At 44.2% G+C, this 15,608-nt stretch carries 10 protein-coding genes; 1 reads left to right on the top strand and 9 read right to left on the bottom strand.

What is annotated here, in order from left to right:
* Nucleotides 1–12 precede the first annotated feature (12 nt).
* From H6F98_RS23000 to H6F98_RS22975, 6 genes are all read right to left on the bottom strand, one after another.
* The gene (locus H6F98_RS23000; protein ID WP_206759669.1) at nucleotides 13–3,597 is read right to left on the bottom strand and encodes a PAS domain S-box protein; all 3,585 of its coding nucleotides are present in this window, start codon (nucleotides 3,595–3,597) and stop codon (nucleotides 13–15) included.
* A gap of 296 nt (nucleotides 3,598–3,893) precedes the next feature.
* On the bottom strand, nucleotides 3,894–5,675 hold the full coding sequence (locus H6F98_RS22995) for a PAS domain S-box protein (protein ID WP_192221047.1): 1,782 nt from the start codon (nucleotides 5,673–5,675) through the stop codon (nucleotides 3,894–3,896).
* 228 nt (nucleotides 5,676–5,903) lie between these two features.
* Nucleotides 5,904–6,299, bottom strand: coding sequence for a response regulator (locus tag H6F98_RS22990; protein ID WP_192221046.1), 396 nt, complete (start codon nucleotides 6,297–6,299; stop codon nucleotides 5,904–5,906).
* Entirely contained in the window at nucleotides 6,292–9,732 is a 3,441-nt protein-coding gene (locus tag H6F98_RS22985; protein WP_192221045.1) for a PAS domain S-box protein, read from the bottom strand. The genes H6F98_RS22990 and H6F98_RS22985 overlap by 8 nt, the downstream gene beginning before the upstream one ends.
* A gap of 19 nt (nucleotides 9,733–9,751) precedes the next feature.
* The gene (locus tag H6F98_RS22980; RefSeq protein ID WP_313929924.1) at nucleotides 9,752–10,828 is read right to left on the bottom strand and encodes a sulfonate ABC transporter substrate-binding protein; all 1,077 of its coding nucleotides are present in this window, start codon (nucleotides 10,826–10,828) and stop codon (nucleotides 9,752–9,754) included.
* A gap of 111 nt (nucleotides 10,829–10,939) precedes the next feature.
* The gene (locus tag H6F98_RS22975) at nucleotides 10,940–12,154 is read right to left on the bottom strand and encodes a DUF790 family protein (RefSeq protein ID WP_192221044.1); all 1,215 of its coding nucleotides are present in this window, start codon (nucleotides 12,152–12,154) and stop codon (nucleotides 10,940–10,942) included.
* A gap of 208 nt (nucleotides 12,155–12,362) precedes the next feature.
* Between H6F98_RS22975 and H6F98_RS22970 the strand changes: the two genes are divergently transcribed.
* The gene (locus tag H6F98_RS22970; protein WP_242058659.1) at nucleotides 12,363–13,364 is read left to right on the top strand and encodes a tetratricopeptide repeat protein; all 1,002 of its coding nucleotides are present in this window, start codon (nucleotides 12,363–12,365) and stop codon (nucleotides 13,362–13,364) included.
* Nucleotides 13,365–13,469: 105 nt separating this feature from the next.
* Here the strand turns inward: H6F98_RS22970 and H6F98_RS22965 are convergent, their stop codons facing one another.
* The 3 genes from H6F98_RS22965 to H6F98_RS34660 form a co-directional block, all read right to left on the bottom strand.
* On the bottom strand, nucleotides 13,470–14,045 hold the full coding sequence (locus H6F98_RS22965) for a pentapeptide repeat-containing protein (protein ID WP_242058658.1): 576 nt from the start codon (nucleotides 14,043–14,045) through the stop codon (nucleotides 13,470–13,472).
* A gap of 538 nt (nucleotides 14,046–14,583) precedes the next feature.
* Nucleotides 14,584–15,279: a ribonuclease III gene (gene rnc / locus H6F98_RS22960; protein WP_192221043.1), complete on the bottom strand. Its 696-nt coding sequence runs from the start codon at nucleotides 15,277–15,279 to the stop codon at nucleotides 14,584–14,586.
* A gap of 40 nt (nucleotides 15,280–15,319) precedes the next feature.
* The gene (locus H6F98_RS34660) at nucleotides 15,320–15,541 is read right to left on the bottom strand and encodes an NYN domain-containing protein (protein ID WP_199348833.1); all 222 of its coding nucleotides are present in this window, start codon (nucleotides 15,539–15,541) and stop codon (nucleotides 15,320–15,322) included.
* Nucleotides 15,542–15,608 lie beyond the last annotated feature (67 nt).

The raw sequence follows: 15,608 nt of genomic DNA, 5'->3' as shown, positions 1-15,608 counted from the left end.
AAGACAGAATTTTCAGGATTTCATCCCTTGTATCGTCGGCAGTTCAATGATAAATTCCGTTCCTTGACCGGGTGTAGAACGACACCTAAGCCGTCCCTTATGTTTTTCTACTACAATCTGATAACTAATTGACAATCCTAATCCCGTCCCTTCCCCTGGTGATTTTGTTGTAAAAAAGGGGTCAAATACTCTTTGCTGATCTTCTTCTGACACGCCAGGTCCATTATCAGCAACATAAATCACTACCTTATCTTGTTCGACTGTCTCGGTACGAATGCGAATATAAGGCGTTGTACCTTCGCAGTTAGGTGCTATAAACGAACGGCACTTAGTTAAGGAAGGTGGGGAAGGTAGGGCAGGTAGGGCAGAAATTACTTCCTCATCTCCCTCAACAACTGTTAATCCACCACTATGCAATTCTCTGAGTGCGTCAACAGCGTTGCTCAAGAGATTCATAAAGACCTGATTGAGCTGTCCTGGATAGCATTCGATTAGGGGTAATTGCCCATACTCTTTGATGACTTGAATCTCAGGATACTTGGACTGGGGTTTCAAGCGATGCCGTAAGATGAGCAGGGTGTTATCAATCCCTTCGTGAATATCTACCCGTTTGCGATCCGCTTCATCAAGGCGAGAGAAGTTTTTTAAGGACAGCACAATTTCTTTAATCCGGTTTGCACCTTCTCTCATCGATGCGAGCAGTTTTGGGAAATCTTGGGCGATAAACTCTGGTTCAACACGCTCTAGTTGTTCAGTGATTTCTGCAACTGGCTCAGGATAGTGCTTTTGGTAAAGCCTCAGCAAGTTTAGCAAGTCTTGGGTATACTCAGTTGCGGGATTAATGTTGCAGGAGATAAAGCTTGTCGGATTATTGATTTCGTGAGCAACCCCTGCGACTAACTGACCCAAACTTGCCATTTTCTCATTTTGCACGAGCTGAGCTTGGGTACGCTGAAGTTCTTTGAGTGTTTGCTCAAGCTGCAAAGCTCTTTCTCGTTCTTGCTGGGTGAATATCTGTAATGATTCTTCTGCAAGCTTTCGCTCAGTAATATCCTGTCCAATGCCGATACTCGTTCCATCGGATAGTCGAATATTCGCCCAGGATGTATCAATGACACGACCGTCATGAGTTTTCGTCTTTAAATCTTGCCATCTCCCTGTTGCTGCCGCCATAAAATCCAAAACCGACTTGCGGTATTCGGGGTTGGGATAACATTCAGCCATTACGTCACATTGCTCTAGTTCTGCTTTAGACCAACCTAAGACTCGTTCCAATTCCCGGTTTACTAATTGAAGCTGACCCGCAGCATCATAAAAAGTCACCATAACAGGGATGTGGTCAAAGATAGTTTGCAGCAACTCTTTCTGCTGTCGTAGTGCCTCCTCTGCCTCCTTGCGAGCGGTAATATCAGTTTGAATGCCAATGTAGTGGGTCAAGTTGCCATCAGCATCTCGTACCGGAGAGACGGAGAATTCGTTCCAGAATAACGTGCCATCTTTGCGATAGTTGCGTAAAACTCTTTGAGTCTCTTTACCCGCCCGAATCGCTTGCCGTAACTCTGGGATTGCAGGTTGCTCAGTCTCTGTACCCTGTAAGAAGCGGCAGTTTTTGCCAATCACTTCCTCGGCACAGTAACCTGTCATCCGCTCAAACCCTGGATTTACATAGATGATTGGGTTATCCGGTTGGCTTGGATCGCTAATGGTGATACCGTTGCTAGAAGCTGCGATCGCTCTTTCGAGGACTCGTAGACGCTCCTCTGCAAGCTTTCGCTCAGTGATGTCTTCCATAATCCCCAAGACATACTGGGGATTCTCCGCTTCATCAAAAATCGGAATTTTTTTGACGTGAAATAGTCGTTGTCCCCGATGGGTATCTATTAACTCTGCTGGATGATCGACGAGTGTTCTATTGGAGAGTGCCTCTCTATCTTGCGCGGTGAAGAAACACGCCTGCTGGGGTTCAAACAAGTCATAGTCACTCTTACCAAGAACGTCTGATGCTGTGTAGTTCATCAGTTCAGTACTTGTCTTGTTCCAAAAGACAAACCTTAAGTCTTTAGCATCTTTTGCAAACACTCCCACTGGCAGATTCTCTAGCAGAGAGTTCAGGAAGCTTTGAGTGCGTTGGAGTTCTGCTTCTGTTTGCTGGCGCAAATGAAGCTCATCGTGAACATCGCTAACGTCAATCCTCACTCCATCAATAATCACATCGCCGTTATCCAGTCGAGAGTAACAAGCGCTATCTCGAATCCACTTCACTGCACCAGTTGTGGAAATAATTCGGCATTCCTGAGTACTCGGCTCCAGCGTTTCTATCGCTGCTCTCCAATTTGTCTCAAATTTAGCCCGACACTCAGGATGAATCAGTTCGATATAGCGCTCTGAATTAGCGATTACCTCTTCTGGGGCTGAGCCACTCAATCCGCGTTCTCCCTCACTGATATAGAGGAGTGAAAACCGTCCATCCGCATGAAACACACCCCGATAGACACTACCTGGGATATTAGCCGCCATCGCCGCTAGCTGTTGCTGGCTTTTACGCAACGCGGATTCTGAACGCTTGCGCTGAATTAGTGAACTCAACTGGCTAGCTAGAGCCTTGACTAGCTCAATCAGTCGCGGTTCTGGTTCTGTCACTTCTCTTTTGAAGAACACCAAAACCGCGAGTACTTGGTCATTAAAGAGAATAGGTACCCCTAAGCAGGCTCTTAATCCTATCTCCTTCGCAAGTTGGCAACGGAGAAAAACGTTGGATGGCTCAACTGAAATATCAGTGAGCCAATAGGGACTTTGATTATGACAAATTTTTCCAACAATGCTCGTGTTGAGAGCAAAAGTTAAGGCTTCACTTTGGTGTCTAAATTCCTCAAATCTTTTCTCACTGGCATACCAACCTTTACCATATTCAAAATCTGTTGCACTATCATTTTTGGGTATCCAAAATTCTCCATAGTCCCAACCAATTTTTTCACAAACTTGGTGGAGGGTGGCTTCTAGAGCGCTTTGGAAATTAGAAGATTCGTTAATCGCTTGAGTTGTCGTTAATAAAAGTTGAAGCTGGGTATTTTGTCCAATTAGTTGCTTTTGCTGTTCAAGAAGTTGTTTTTTTTGCCGAACCAGAGTTAGCTGGTTCTTGATTTTGACTAAAACCTCATGGGAGTCAAAGGGCTTAGTAATATAGTCTACTCCCCCAGCTTCAAACCCTTTGACTTTATTTAAAACATCGTCTAAGGCACTAATAAAGATTACTGGAATTTCTGCTGTCTGCTGGTTAGCCTTTAATTGCTTGCAGACTGCATAGCCCTCTATATTGGGCAGATTAATATCAAGTAAAATTAAGTCTGGTTGCGATAAGTTTACAGCGTTTAACGCAAGTTCCTCATTGGAAGTGGTTCTGACTTTATACCCTTGCTGCCTCAACATCGTGCGTAAAAGACGCAAGTTTTGTGGATTATCGACAACCAACAAAATGTTTGCTTTAAAATCTTGCGATGAAGTGCTACGGGGGAAAACTTCCGTCAATGCCATTGTCTTGTGTTCAGTCCCAGATTGCTTGGGGAGTTTCTCAATTCTAGAAAGTAGGTTGAGCTGCACGAATGTGCTGTTTCGATAACACCCGAATCTTGACCACTAAACTAATACTTTAGAACATTTAACGGATGGTGCGGTTAACTAGCAGGATAAAACGCGATCGCCTAGTTTATTCTGGGCGCGATCGCTAACCTACCACGGTTAGTTTGTCTATGAGCTGCCTTAAAAAGTACCCCTAAAGATAGATGCAAGTCAGGAACTGAAAGATTAATATTTTTTGCTTGCTCTTTTCCTGACAACCAATTCGCCTAGGACACGACAACTAGAGGAGATTGAAGAACTGATACTCCTGTACCAACTCACATTGTAAGTGAGGAAGGGATACGTTGTATCTTACTGTCTTGTGACGTAGAACGCGATCGATAGATTTGAGCCACTGTATCCCTTGGATTAATCCTCAAAACCTCATCAAACCGTTGTGCCGCTTCCTTGAAAGTCTGCTGATGGTAGAGGAACAAACCTTCTTCAAACAGGGGCTTTGTGGCTAACTTGCCCTCTTTCATGTCTGGTTCATCTCCATCAAATACTTCAAAAACTGCTACAGCTTTTGACTTCCCCTTCACTTTAACTTGCTCAATGAAGCGGAGACTATACTGCATTGGATTGTGCAAACGACCTAATGTTTGCTGAGAGATTAACAACGACGCACCATAATATTTTGTTAGTCCTTCTAAGCGAGAGGCTAAGTTTACCGTATCACTAATCACGGTGCTATCCATGCGGTGTTGTCCGCCGACTGTCCCCAGCATCAACGAACCTGTATTGATGCCAATGCCGATTTTAATCGGTATATAACCAGACTGAACACGATGTCGATTGTATTGTGCTAGATGTTGCAGCATTGTAATCCCGGCTTTCACGGCATCATCAGCAATGCCACTAAATAGAGCCATAATCGCATCGCCAATATATTTATCAATAAAGCCTTGATTCTCAACGATGGCAGGTTCCATACGAGAAAGATAGGCATTGATAAAATTGAAATTCTCTTGAGGTGTCATGCTTTCAGAGAGGGTAGTGAAGTCACGGATATCGGAAAATAGCACCGACATTTCCTGCTGCACTTGGTCGCCTAATTGAATATCAACAAGACTTTTTTTATCTAAAAGCTGGAGAAATTGCCGTGGGACAAAGCGCGAGAAAGCTCGGTTTAGTTCAAAGAGTTCTGACGTGAACTTTAATCGCTCAGCTTCGGCTTGTTTCCGTTCAGTGATATCTTCAACAAAACCCTGATAGTAGAGTACTCTCCCACTGATATCGCAAACAGCACGCGCATTCTCACTAATCCAGATGATGCTGCCATCTCGACGATAGACTTGAGACTCAAACGCCGACACTTCACCATGCTGCTGCATTAACTTGATAAATTCAAGATGACGGTGAGGTTCGACGTAGAGTTGATGTTGGACGTTAGTGAGAATTGTCATCAACTCTTCAAGAGAGTTGTAGCCGTAAATGTTTGCAAGTGCATGATTCGCACTGATATAACGTCCTTCCGGCGTAGTCTGAAAGATGCCTTCAAGAGCATTCTCAAAAATTTTGCGATACTTCTGTTGTGCCTTCAACAGGCGACTTTCATTCTCGTGGAGTTGGGCGATCAGTCCAGCTTGCTCACGAGTTAATTGTTCTAACTCCTGATTCATTTGCTGGAGTTGGACGTTTTGTGCCGCAAGTTTTTTATCCTGAAGATAGCTGTTTACGGCTTCTTTAACTGTTAAACTCAAGTCAGAGGCTTGCCAAGGCTTGGCTATATAGCGGTACAATTTTGCCTGCTTAATGGCATTCCCCACTGCTTCTAGATCAGCTTGTCCTGTTAGCATAATTTTGAGGGTTTGAGGTGAGATGAGATGAACGCGCTTTAATAGTTCATCCCCCTTCATATCGGGCATGATATAGTCTGATATGATTAGAGGAATTTCGTATCCATCCTCTAGCAACTCTTCTAATAACGCTAAAGCATCCTCTCCACCCTCAGCAATTTCGATCAGATAATCCTTGCCGATTGCCTCTTTCAGCTCTGCTTTAAGGCTTCTGAGTACAGTCATCTCATCATCGACACAGATAACTACCTGTTTTGTCATAATTTGCTTGAACCAGATTTTAGGGTTCCACTAATTCTCTTTAAACCAATCTCTAAAGAAAGTGTTTAAGCTTTATTTTACTCTTGCAATCTACTTAATTAGTCGTTTGTTGTGGTAATACTAACGTACTATCTGTCATACACTATTTTCTAGTTGTAGATACACTAGCTATCAAGGATAAAGGTAAAAAATTAAGTTTAACTCTTTATTCTTTAGGTGTCTTGTTGTTTATAGTTTTGACAATCCAGATTTGATAGTTTCTACTAATTCTTCTTCAGACCAAGGTTTAAATAAACAGCAATGAAGATTTGCCTGCTGTTTTACCCGCTCAATGGCTGACTCATCCGCTTGACCCGTCAGCATCACTTTAATAATTGCTGGAAATTGCTGATGGACGCGAATCAGAAACTCATCTCCCTTCATTCCGGGCATTAACCAATCAGAGACAATTAGAATAATGCTGATTGACTCCTCATTCAGTTCATTAATAACCTCTAGGGCATCATTAGCATCTTCAGCAACTTCATAGAGGTAGGCATTGCCAAAAGCTAATTGAAGTTGTGTCTTGAGACTGTCTAATATGACTTTTTCATCGTCAACACATAGAATAACTGGTTTAGACATCTTGTGTCTCCTGGTTGGGCTGAATTGGTAGTAAAACTTTAAATGTCGTGCGTCCGGGTTCACTTTCTACCGTAATCTCACCGGAATGCTTGATGATGATCTTTCTGACAATATCAAGTCCTAAACCACTACCTTCTCCTGGAGGTTTGGTTGTAAAGAATGGCTCAAAGATTCTCTCTTGAATCTCTTGTGGTATTCCCTTGCCACTATCGGTAATGGTAATCTGAGCTTGCTGGTCTTGTTGGCTGACATCAATTGTCAAAGTGCCTCGGTTATCCATCGCTTGCAAGGCATTATGAATCAGATTTGTCCATACCTGATTCAGCTCATCGGGATAACATAGCACGAGTGGTAACTCACCATACTTCTTAATTACCTCAACCCCTTGTTTGAGTTGGTTGTTGTAGAGGGTCAAGACCGTCTCGATTCCCTCAGTTAGATAGGCGAGACTCATTTTCCCAGATGAGTCATAACGGGCGTAAGTTTTTAAGGCAAAGACGACTTTTGAGGCACGGTCTGTGGCGATATTAATCGTTGTCGCACTTCTTTGTAATCCGGAAAGTTTATAAGCAATTTCGAGGATGTGTAAGCTATCTGATGTTCTTAAAAGCGGGAGAAATACATCAATTTCGCTATAAATTCCCATCGTTACTAAGATATCAGCAATCGTCGCAGCGTTATCGATGTTCTCAGCTTCAAGTTGGCGGATTAAGGCTTTCTTGAATTGACGCTCTTGTTTGGTAGAGAAGGTCGCTTCTTGTTGCAGGGAACGTTGTACTAAAGTGAAAAAATCATCTCTTTGTCTGATTGAGAAAGATTGAAAAAGTATGGGTAACTGTTCTAGGATTTGCTCCAAGAACTTGAAAATATTTCCCGCTGATGAACGAATTGCGCCTAGTGGTGTATTAATCTCGTGAGCAATGCCAGCAATGAGTTGACCCAAGGCTGCCATTTTTTCAGATTGGATTAGTTCTTCTTGAGTCGTTTGAAGTTGTTGCAGAGTGATTAGAAGTTCCTCATTTTTTTGACGTAAGGCGATTTCTGCTTGTTTGCGAACTGTGATATCTTCCCCAATACACAGTAAATGGGTTGCTTGTCTTTGCTGGTTATATACAGGCACTTTGATAAATCGCTGCCAGAGGCTACCTCGAACTTTGTGTTCAATTTTCTCTTCTTCAATGATCGTTAATGTACCTTGTTCGAGAATTTTCAAGTCTTCAGATAAGAAGTGGTTAGCTTGTTCAGCATCAACAAAATCATAGCTATTGCGTCCAATCGCTTCAGCTTGCGAAACACCATAGAGTTTTTCAGCCGCTTGATTCCAGAGGATATAACGCCATTCATTCTGAACATCTTTGACAAAGAGTGCCAAGGGAATATTGGCGACAATGCTGTCTAGGAAACGGTTAGCTTGCGATAAATCTTCTTCTAGCTGTTTGCGATCGCTTATATCCCGAATCATGAACAGCACTTCATTCTCTCCGCTGACGACTACCCGAACTTCTTCGTATTGCAACTTACCGTCAATCCAAATTTGCTGCTCATAAATTTGGCTGTTGCCTGTATCGAGTGCTTGTTGCAGGTGTTGGAGGTGGCGGGAATAAACTTCTTGAGGCAAAAATTCTGAGATGTGCTTGCCAATGGGATCAAAGTCTGACGGTAACAAGTCTGTGAAGTCTGCGGTAGTGACATAGCCTAAATAAATGCCCTCTGCACTAACTCGGAACATTAAATCTGGTATGGCAGAGAGGATGGCACGATTTTGTGCTTCACTTTGCAAGAGTGCTACTTCTGTCCGCCTGTGTTCCACGATTTCCTGCTCTAATTCCTGGGTGCGTTCTTCTACTTTTTGTTGTAGTGTTTGATTGTACTGGGCTAATACTTTCTCAGCTTGTTTGCGTTGGGTGATGTCAGTAAACGTTGCGATCGCATAAGTAATGTTGCCCAATTCGTCATAGATCGGTGTCCCAAAACTTTCTATGGGAATAATTTTGTCTGAACGGCGGATTTCCATATCATCCACCCTCACGCTTTTCCCATTTAAAGCACTAACAATCGGATTGCGCTCTTGCGGGTATAGTTGTTCACTCCCTGCTAGATAAGCTTGATAAGCTTCTTGCAAATTTTCTGCTGTCGCTGACTCGACAATTCCTTTACCGAGAATCTGTTGCCCTACTTGATTTGTGTAGTAGGGTTTACCGTTAGCCTCCGATACAAATACACCCACTGGCATCGCTTCGATAAACTGGGTTAGTCGGCGCTGACTCTTCGATAATTCTTCATTCAAAGCATTCATTTCGGCAAAGAATGTTTGTAGTTGCTTTGCCATACTGTTGAATGACTTAGCGAGATTTCCCAATTCGTTAGAGGCAGCAATATTCACTTGAGAGTCGAACTGTCCGCTACTAATTCTAGAGGCAGCAGCGGTAAGGCTTTTTAAGGGAACAGTAATCGACTTAGAAAAAGCAATTCCCAAACCAACAGCTAGGGCTGTACCCACTAAAGTAGCACCACCCATTACTAAAATCATCCAGCGAACCGGAGCATAGACTTCATCTGTCGGAAGTTCTACCACAACCATCCACTGCACCCTACGAACTAGGGTAGCTGTGCCGAAAACGTCTTCACCGTTCAATCCTTTATAGACAATAACGGGTTGAATTCCTGGAGATCGTGATAGTTTGGCTAACTCTTGAACAAATGGTCTGTTTTTGAGATCTTGCCGCGTTTCAACGTTGGATTGTTGTTTAGATTTTTGACGTTCTACTGCCCCCAATCCCCCAGCAATAAGGGCTAACTGGTTGTCGAGAACGTAGCTATAGCCAGTTTTGCCAACTTGAGTTCGTGTGGTAATCTGTGTGAGGAAATTGAGATTGATTTTTGTGAACAAAACTCCATTAATCTGATTATTATTATTGCGTATTGGTACTGCTAAAGTAGCGACAGGAAGACCAATTTTAGTGTCATTTTCTACTGGACTGACATAATTTCTACCACTTCTAAATGCCGTTAAAAATAGAGGCGAATCAACATAGGCTTGAGCAAAATACAATCTGGATGGCGATATCGGCTCGTAGGGCGACATTGCTTGTACAACTTCACCCTTGTTGTTGAGAATGCCAACAATTTCATAGGCACTATTGCTATTGACTAATCCTTCGAGAAGGCTGCGTTGAGTTTCAGGCGTAAAATCTGTTAATCCGCGTAACTCCGAAAGGTAGTTGAGCTGACGTTGTAAGTTATCTAAATAAGCACTAATTTTGTTGGCGGCTGCTTGCGCTCGCTCTTGCTGAAGCAACCTTGTCTGTTCTGCCTGTTCTCGAAAGCTAAGATAAGTTAACGTACTGCCTGTGAGCAGAACGGTAGAGACAACAATTGAAACCAAACCGTAGCGCAGTTGGTTGGCGATCGAAAAGATTTGATTGCGGGACATTGCAGTTTCACTTGTTCAATTAACTCAATTCCTGTTTCCATACAGCATCTTCAACCCAAATTCGCTTTGGCAGTAGTCCTAAGCGAAAGAAGGTTTCTGCAATCCGTTGTTGTTCCTCAATTGCTCGATCTTGAATCGGTAGCGCTTCATACTGGCGACTTTTAGTTACCTTTAACGCTGTTGAAGCTTTCAATCCTGTGCTTGCCCTGAGAACCTCAGCCGCTTCGTTAGGATGATTCATTGCCCAAATACCGACCTCTCGCGCTTCTTCCATGACAATTTTGACAATATCAGGATGGTTGTTAGCAAAGGAGTGCGTCGCTAAATGAAAGTTTATGTCATTCATCAGTCCCTCAGCATTTGTCAGGAGACGAACGGGCATACTTTCCTGCAACTCAATTAAAAAGGGAGTCCAACCCACCCAAGCCTCGACCTTTCCCTGCTCAAACGCTGTCCGCCCTTCAGATGGTGGCAGATCGACAAATTTCACATCCTCTAGCGTCAAACCCCCTTTAATCAATGCCTGAACTAAAAGATACTGACCTGCGGATGCCTTGGTTGCTGTTATTGTCCTACCTTTGAGGTCAGCTAGTGTCTGAATGGGTGAATCTTTGCGAACTAAAATACCAATGCTTTCAGGTACTGCTGGCTCGTTGGCAATATAGACAAAAGGCACACCACTCGCTTGTGCAAAAATCGGCGGTACAACTCCCGCAGAACCCATATCAATTTTTCCTTCTCCCATCGCCGCTAAGATTGACCGACCTGCGGAAAATTCGTTCCAATCGACGGAAAAACCCATTGGTGATAAACGTTTTTCCAAACTGCCACTAACTTTGAGGTAGAGCATTGTTCCATGAGGCTGGTGACCAATGCGGACGATTTTGGTGGGGGTTGACGGCGAGTTGTCTGCTTTGGCGGTAGAGTAAAGCGATCGCTGTGAGGTACAGCTTCCTAAAACTAAGCTTAAGCACAAGCCAACAACAAACAGCAATGAGATAATAAACGCCCCATGTTGTCTAATTCTAGTCAACTTCAGGCAGACAAGTTTTTCAGGAGCTTTAGCAGCTAAGTCGTATAGAGATTTGGTTGACACAGGATGGATTTATTCTTAATGCTGATAGCTGATAGCTGACCGCTAACTGCTATATGCTCTTTTTCCTTAATTTAACGGTGTTATAAGAAACTCACAGAAAGTAGCAAAAACTCAGTCCAAAACTTCCAGTACGGCTTTTGGAGAAAGTTTATCCTTAAACCAGATAATCTTGGCGGGTACATTTGCCATTTTGATACCCGCTTTTTCTAAATTTAGTCGCTCAGAAATTGCCAAAATCAAGTTATCGCACTCCGACCGACGTACCTGGGCAAATTTTTTCTGCAAGTAATCAGGACGCCAGTAGCCAACGATTTCCAGCAAGTAATCACGCCCATCGGGATGGACAAGGCGAAAGTCAGGAATCATCACACTACCAGGGATAGGGACAAGGTCAACTTCTCGCTCTAGCACCCACTCCGTTTTCAAGGAGTTCCAACGGTTAGCAAAGGCAGCTTCTAACATACTGTCATAGGGCTTACCAGGAGGATAGTGAGTGACTAAGCCACATTTGTCGTTGAGACTAAAACGCCCAGTTTTCCTAGCACCTGTGTAAGGATCGCGACTTTGTAAGGTGGCTTTGAGACTCCATTTGGTAACGTGCAGCAAGGCTGGAAGTAGTTTTGCGATCGCTAAACCATAGCGGGTACTCGGCTTAAATAAACTGGTTGGGCCATCAATAGTGATTGTGAAGCCATGGTCAGCGTCACCCTCAATGTAGGTCATTAGCTGAAACAACTTCAAATAGCGAAATAAGAGCTTATACTCGCCAGGGACATTCCGGTGAGCATTCAGCGTCATCTGACTGGCGCGGTAGAAGATTCCCTGCACTTGGGACAAGTTGTAGCGGTGCAGCAGTGCTTCTGGTGCAGGGTCATCAAATTGGGTGAGAATGCGATTTTCTTGTAAATCTGCGTAGAGTCCAGCTCGAATTTGCTGAGGTACAATTTCGTGGTTTAGCTCTTTACTAAGGGCAAGGCTCAAGTGTTCGAGGGTTGCCTCTGTTGCTTGAGGGCTGGGAACGGATTGGGCAGCAAGGGCGAAGACTCTCTGCCGCAGTAAAGGAGGTTCCAGGGGGCTGACGATTTCAAAGGTGCAGAAGCTGGTTTTGAGAAGATGGGCAAGCCCTCGTTTGAGGCGGTAGTCGGGGCTGTCACCTTCCAATTCTGACAACTTGCGATCGAGTTCCCCTTGGGTACCACCAACGGCTTCCTGGAACCCAGCAATTATTTCATTCGCGATCGCACAGCTTTCCGGGTTAATCGGCAACCGTTTTGGAATGATTTCTTCACCATTTTGTCGATTAATGAGTAGTTCAGTCGGTAACATTGATTAACTTGATACTTGATAGTCGAGACACTGACAAGCCATCCTGTTAATGCCCTCAAAGCAATGCTACTGTTCATTAGAGAGCGGTCAGCTATTAGTGGGTTTGAGGCTCCTATGATTGTGGAGGTTAAACTCATTCAACTCCTAGCTGAGAGCTAATCGCTGAAAGCTATTTGCTTAAGATTCAGTAGCTGGTTTTGCCAAACCGATGTCACGAACAAGAGAGTTGAAGATGAGTAGAGTGATGCCTAGGCAGCGACCTTTATCCTACACGGTCTACAAAGTTCTGGAGTGCCGGCCCGATAGCTATCAGGATTGGTATCAGCAGGGCAATGCGTTGCGTGATAGTAGGCACTACGAAGACGCGCTCTTCAGCTACGACAGAGCTTTGGAATACAAGCCTCATGATTATTGGGCTTGGTACTGGCGGGCTGATGTTTTGGATGCCTTGGGACGTTACGAAGAAGCCCTGGCTAGCTACGACAAAGCGCTGGAAGATAAGCCGACTGATTACTGGGCATGGTGTGAGCGAGGGAGCATATTGCGTCACCTTGAGCGGTATGAGGATGCAGTTGCTAGCTATGACAAAGCCTTGGAAGCACGACCACGAGACTACTGGGCATGGTACAACCGAGGACGTGTAGCGTTGGAGGACTTGGATTGGTTTGAAGAAGCGATCGCAAGTTTTAAGAAAGCGCTCGAAGTACGATCTGATGACTACTGGAGTTGGTACCGATTGGGTGATGCTCTGCGGCAGGTGGGACAATACCAGGAAGCCGTTAACAGCTACGACCAAGCACTGAAGAGTGAACCCTCAGATTATTGGAGTTGGTATCGTCGGGGCGATGCCTTACGTCACTGGGGACACCTTGAAGAAGCGATCGCCAGTTACGACAAAGCGTTAGAAATCAAACCGTCAGATTTCTGGAGTTGGTACAAGCGCAGTGAGTTGCTGCGGCAGTTGGGATGTTATCAGGAAGCTGTTATTGGCTACAACAAAGCGCTAGAACCTGAGCCAGAGGATGAATATGCATTGTACAACCAAGCGTGCTGCTATGCGTTGCTGGGTGATGTAGAGTTAGCGATCGCTTCCCTAAAACAAGTGATTGAGCTTAATCCCGTTGAATATCAAGCGCTAGCTAAAACTGATTCAGACTTTGACAGTATCCGGGACAATGAGGAGTTTAAAGCTTTGGTTTTTGGTGGCTGAAACCTTTAGAAAACTATGAATAATTTCTAAATCACAAAACCCCAGCACAGTTGCTGGGGTTTTGTTTGTTCTTCGGGCATGAACTACCAATCAGTCAAACTATTCCTATGTTGGGCAACTGCCGTTTGTTGGGCAACTGCCGTTCCACGTCACCCACTTGTGGGATACACCACTCGGCGTTGCTTCCCGATTCGCCTCTGTCTTAATCACATCTGATCCAGTTAGGTCAGCACCAATTAAATCAGCACCAATTAAGGAAGCGCCCTTTACGGTTACATTCCTCAAGGAAGCCCCGCTCAAATCTGCTCCACTCAGTTCAGCGTCCGTCAGGTTAGCATCACTGAGATTAGCATGATGAAGGTTGGCGCAACGTAAATCAGCCCCACTCAAATCAGCACCACTCAAGTTTGCCCCACTCAAATCAGCGCCAATTAGATTGACTTCGGTTAAATTTGCGCCAGTTAAATCAGCCCCACTTAAGTCGGCATTCGTCAGGTTAGCTTGATGGAGAGAGGTGCCACTCAATTCAGCATGGCTCAAATCAGCCCGACTCAAATCAGCTCGACTCAAATCAGCCCGACTCAAGTTAACGCCACTGAGGGCAGCTTCAGCCAAATTCACCTCCCGAAAATCCCACTCTCTCGCGGCGTAATGGTTCAAAAGGTCTTGCGTTTTCATCATCCTTGTTTTCCTAAATCTTTTTAATCCAAGCGGCGTTGATTAGGAGAGTTCTTGCTTCAGGCTTCATTGCTGTCTTTAGCAATGCACTCACCTCAGCCGCAATATCAACAAGCTGAACAAATCTCACACCATGTCTAAAATGAAGTTAAATTTCCCGCCCAACTTGCAATAAGCTGGCGGTTGAGGCGGCTATGACTAGATAGCTACTGAATAGTGGTCAGTAAGTAGTATTCGGCGTTTTTAACCTAGGTTAGAAAGCTAAGGGCTGCTTAGTGCTAACCAGTGGTAGCAGCTAGTGGTTTGTAGCCAACTTTACCAAAATTCTATAGCAGCGATAATTGTTTAGAGCCAGCGTTTAACAGAAGTTTATTATGCTGTCTGCTTGAGTACAGGGTGTAGTTTTGTTATGTATCATCTCTTCAAGGAGAAATTCCTCGTTGGAGGTTTAGCAGATGCGATCGTAGAGTTTCTACCAAGAAATAGCTGGTTAGATCTATCACAACATTCTGAGCTATTACCTTTCTGTAGAAGCCTTACTCTAAACTAGCCCGACTTTCTTGAGCGCGATTTCAGCAGCACATTTCTCAGCATCTTGTTTGCGACGACCTTTGCCAACACCATATACTCTGCCATTCACGCGCACTTCGACAGTGAACTCCTTCGCGTGATCTGGTCCGGATTCAGCGGTGATGATGTATTCAGGAGTTTGGACAAATTTCGCCAGCGCCCATTGCTGAAATTGCCCCTTGGAGTCTACAAGGCTTTTAGGGTTTGCATCAGATTGAGGAAAAACAATACTGTCAGATACCTCGGTAAACAGTGGTTTAACAAACTTGCGGACAGCTTCTATACCTGAGTCCAGAAAGTAGGCAGCGATATAGGCTTCAAAGGTATCACTAAGCAACGAAGGGTTTTGGCGACCTCCCTCTTTGAATGCGCCTTTACCCAATCGCATCAATTGGTCTATGCCTAGCTGGATAGCAAACTTAGCTAATTGCTTCTCGTCCACCAACTTAGAGCGCAGACGAGTCAGTTCAGCTTCACTCATTTCTGGGTAACGCTCATTAGAGTAACGATAGAGAAGTTCACCAACCAAAAAACCCAGCACGGCATCACCCAAGAATTCTAAACGCTCATTATCTTCGCCTACTCCAGGATTTTCGTTGGCATAAGAGCGGTGGGTGAGGGCTTGGCACAGAAGCTTTTCATCTTTAAAAGTTGGAAGTTTTCGCATTTCTATCTTCTTACAGTTCGGGATATCCAACCAACCAACTTCAGGCAGCCTGCCCACAAAGAGGGATTTGGCTGACTAAGTAAAATTCATTAGCAAGTATAATCAGCTTTTGACTAACTTGAGGTTGAGCAAAAATTATGACCTTTTTGCCCTTATCTTGCAGTTCACGAACTAAGTTGGCAAAGTCCCCATCACCTGATACAAGGATAACTATGTTATAGCAATTCTCATATCTATGAGGTACAGTAGCAACAATGAGCAAACCAGTTACGAATATTTTCCTGGGTCACATTAAGCATGGCGTTGGCGATTGCATCGATTAAATCTTT

The sequence above is a fragment of the Microcoleus sp. FACHB-SPT15 genome (assembly GCF_014849525.1).
In the GTDB taxonomy this organism is placed as follows: Bacteria; Cyanobacteriota; Cyanobacteriia; order Cyanobacteriales; family Coleofasciculaceae; genus Symplocastrum; species Symplocastrum torsivum.
This window is presented reverse-complemented; position numbering and strand designations above follow the sequence as displayed.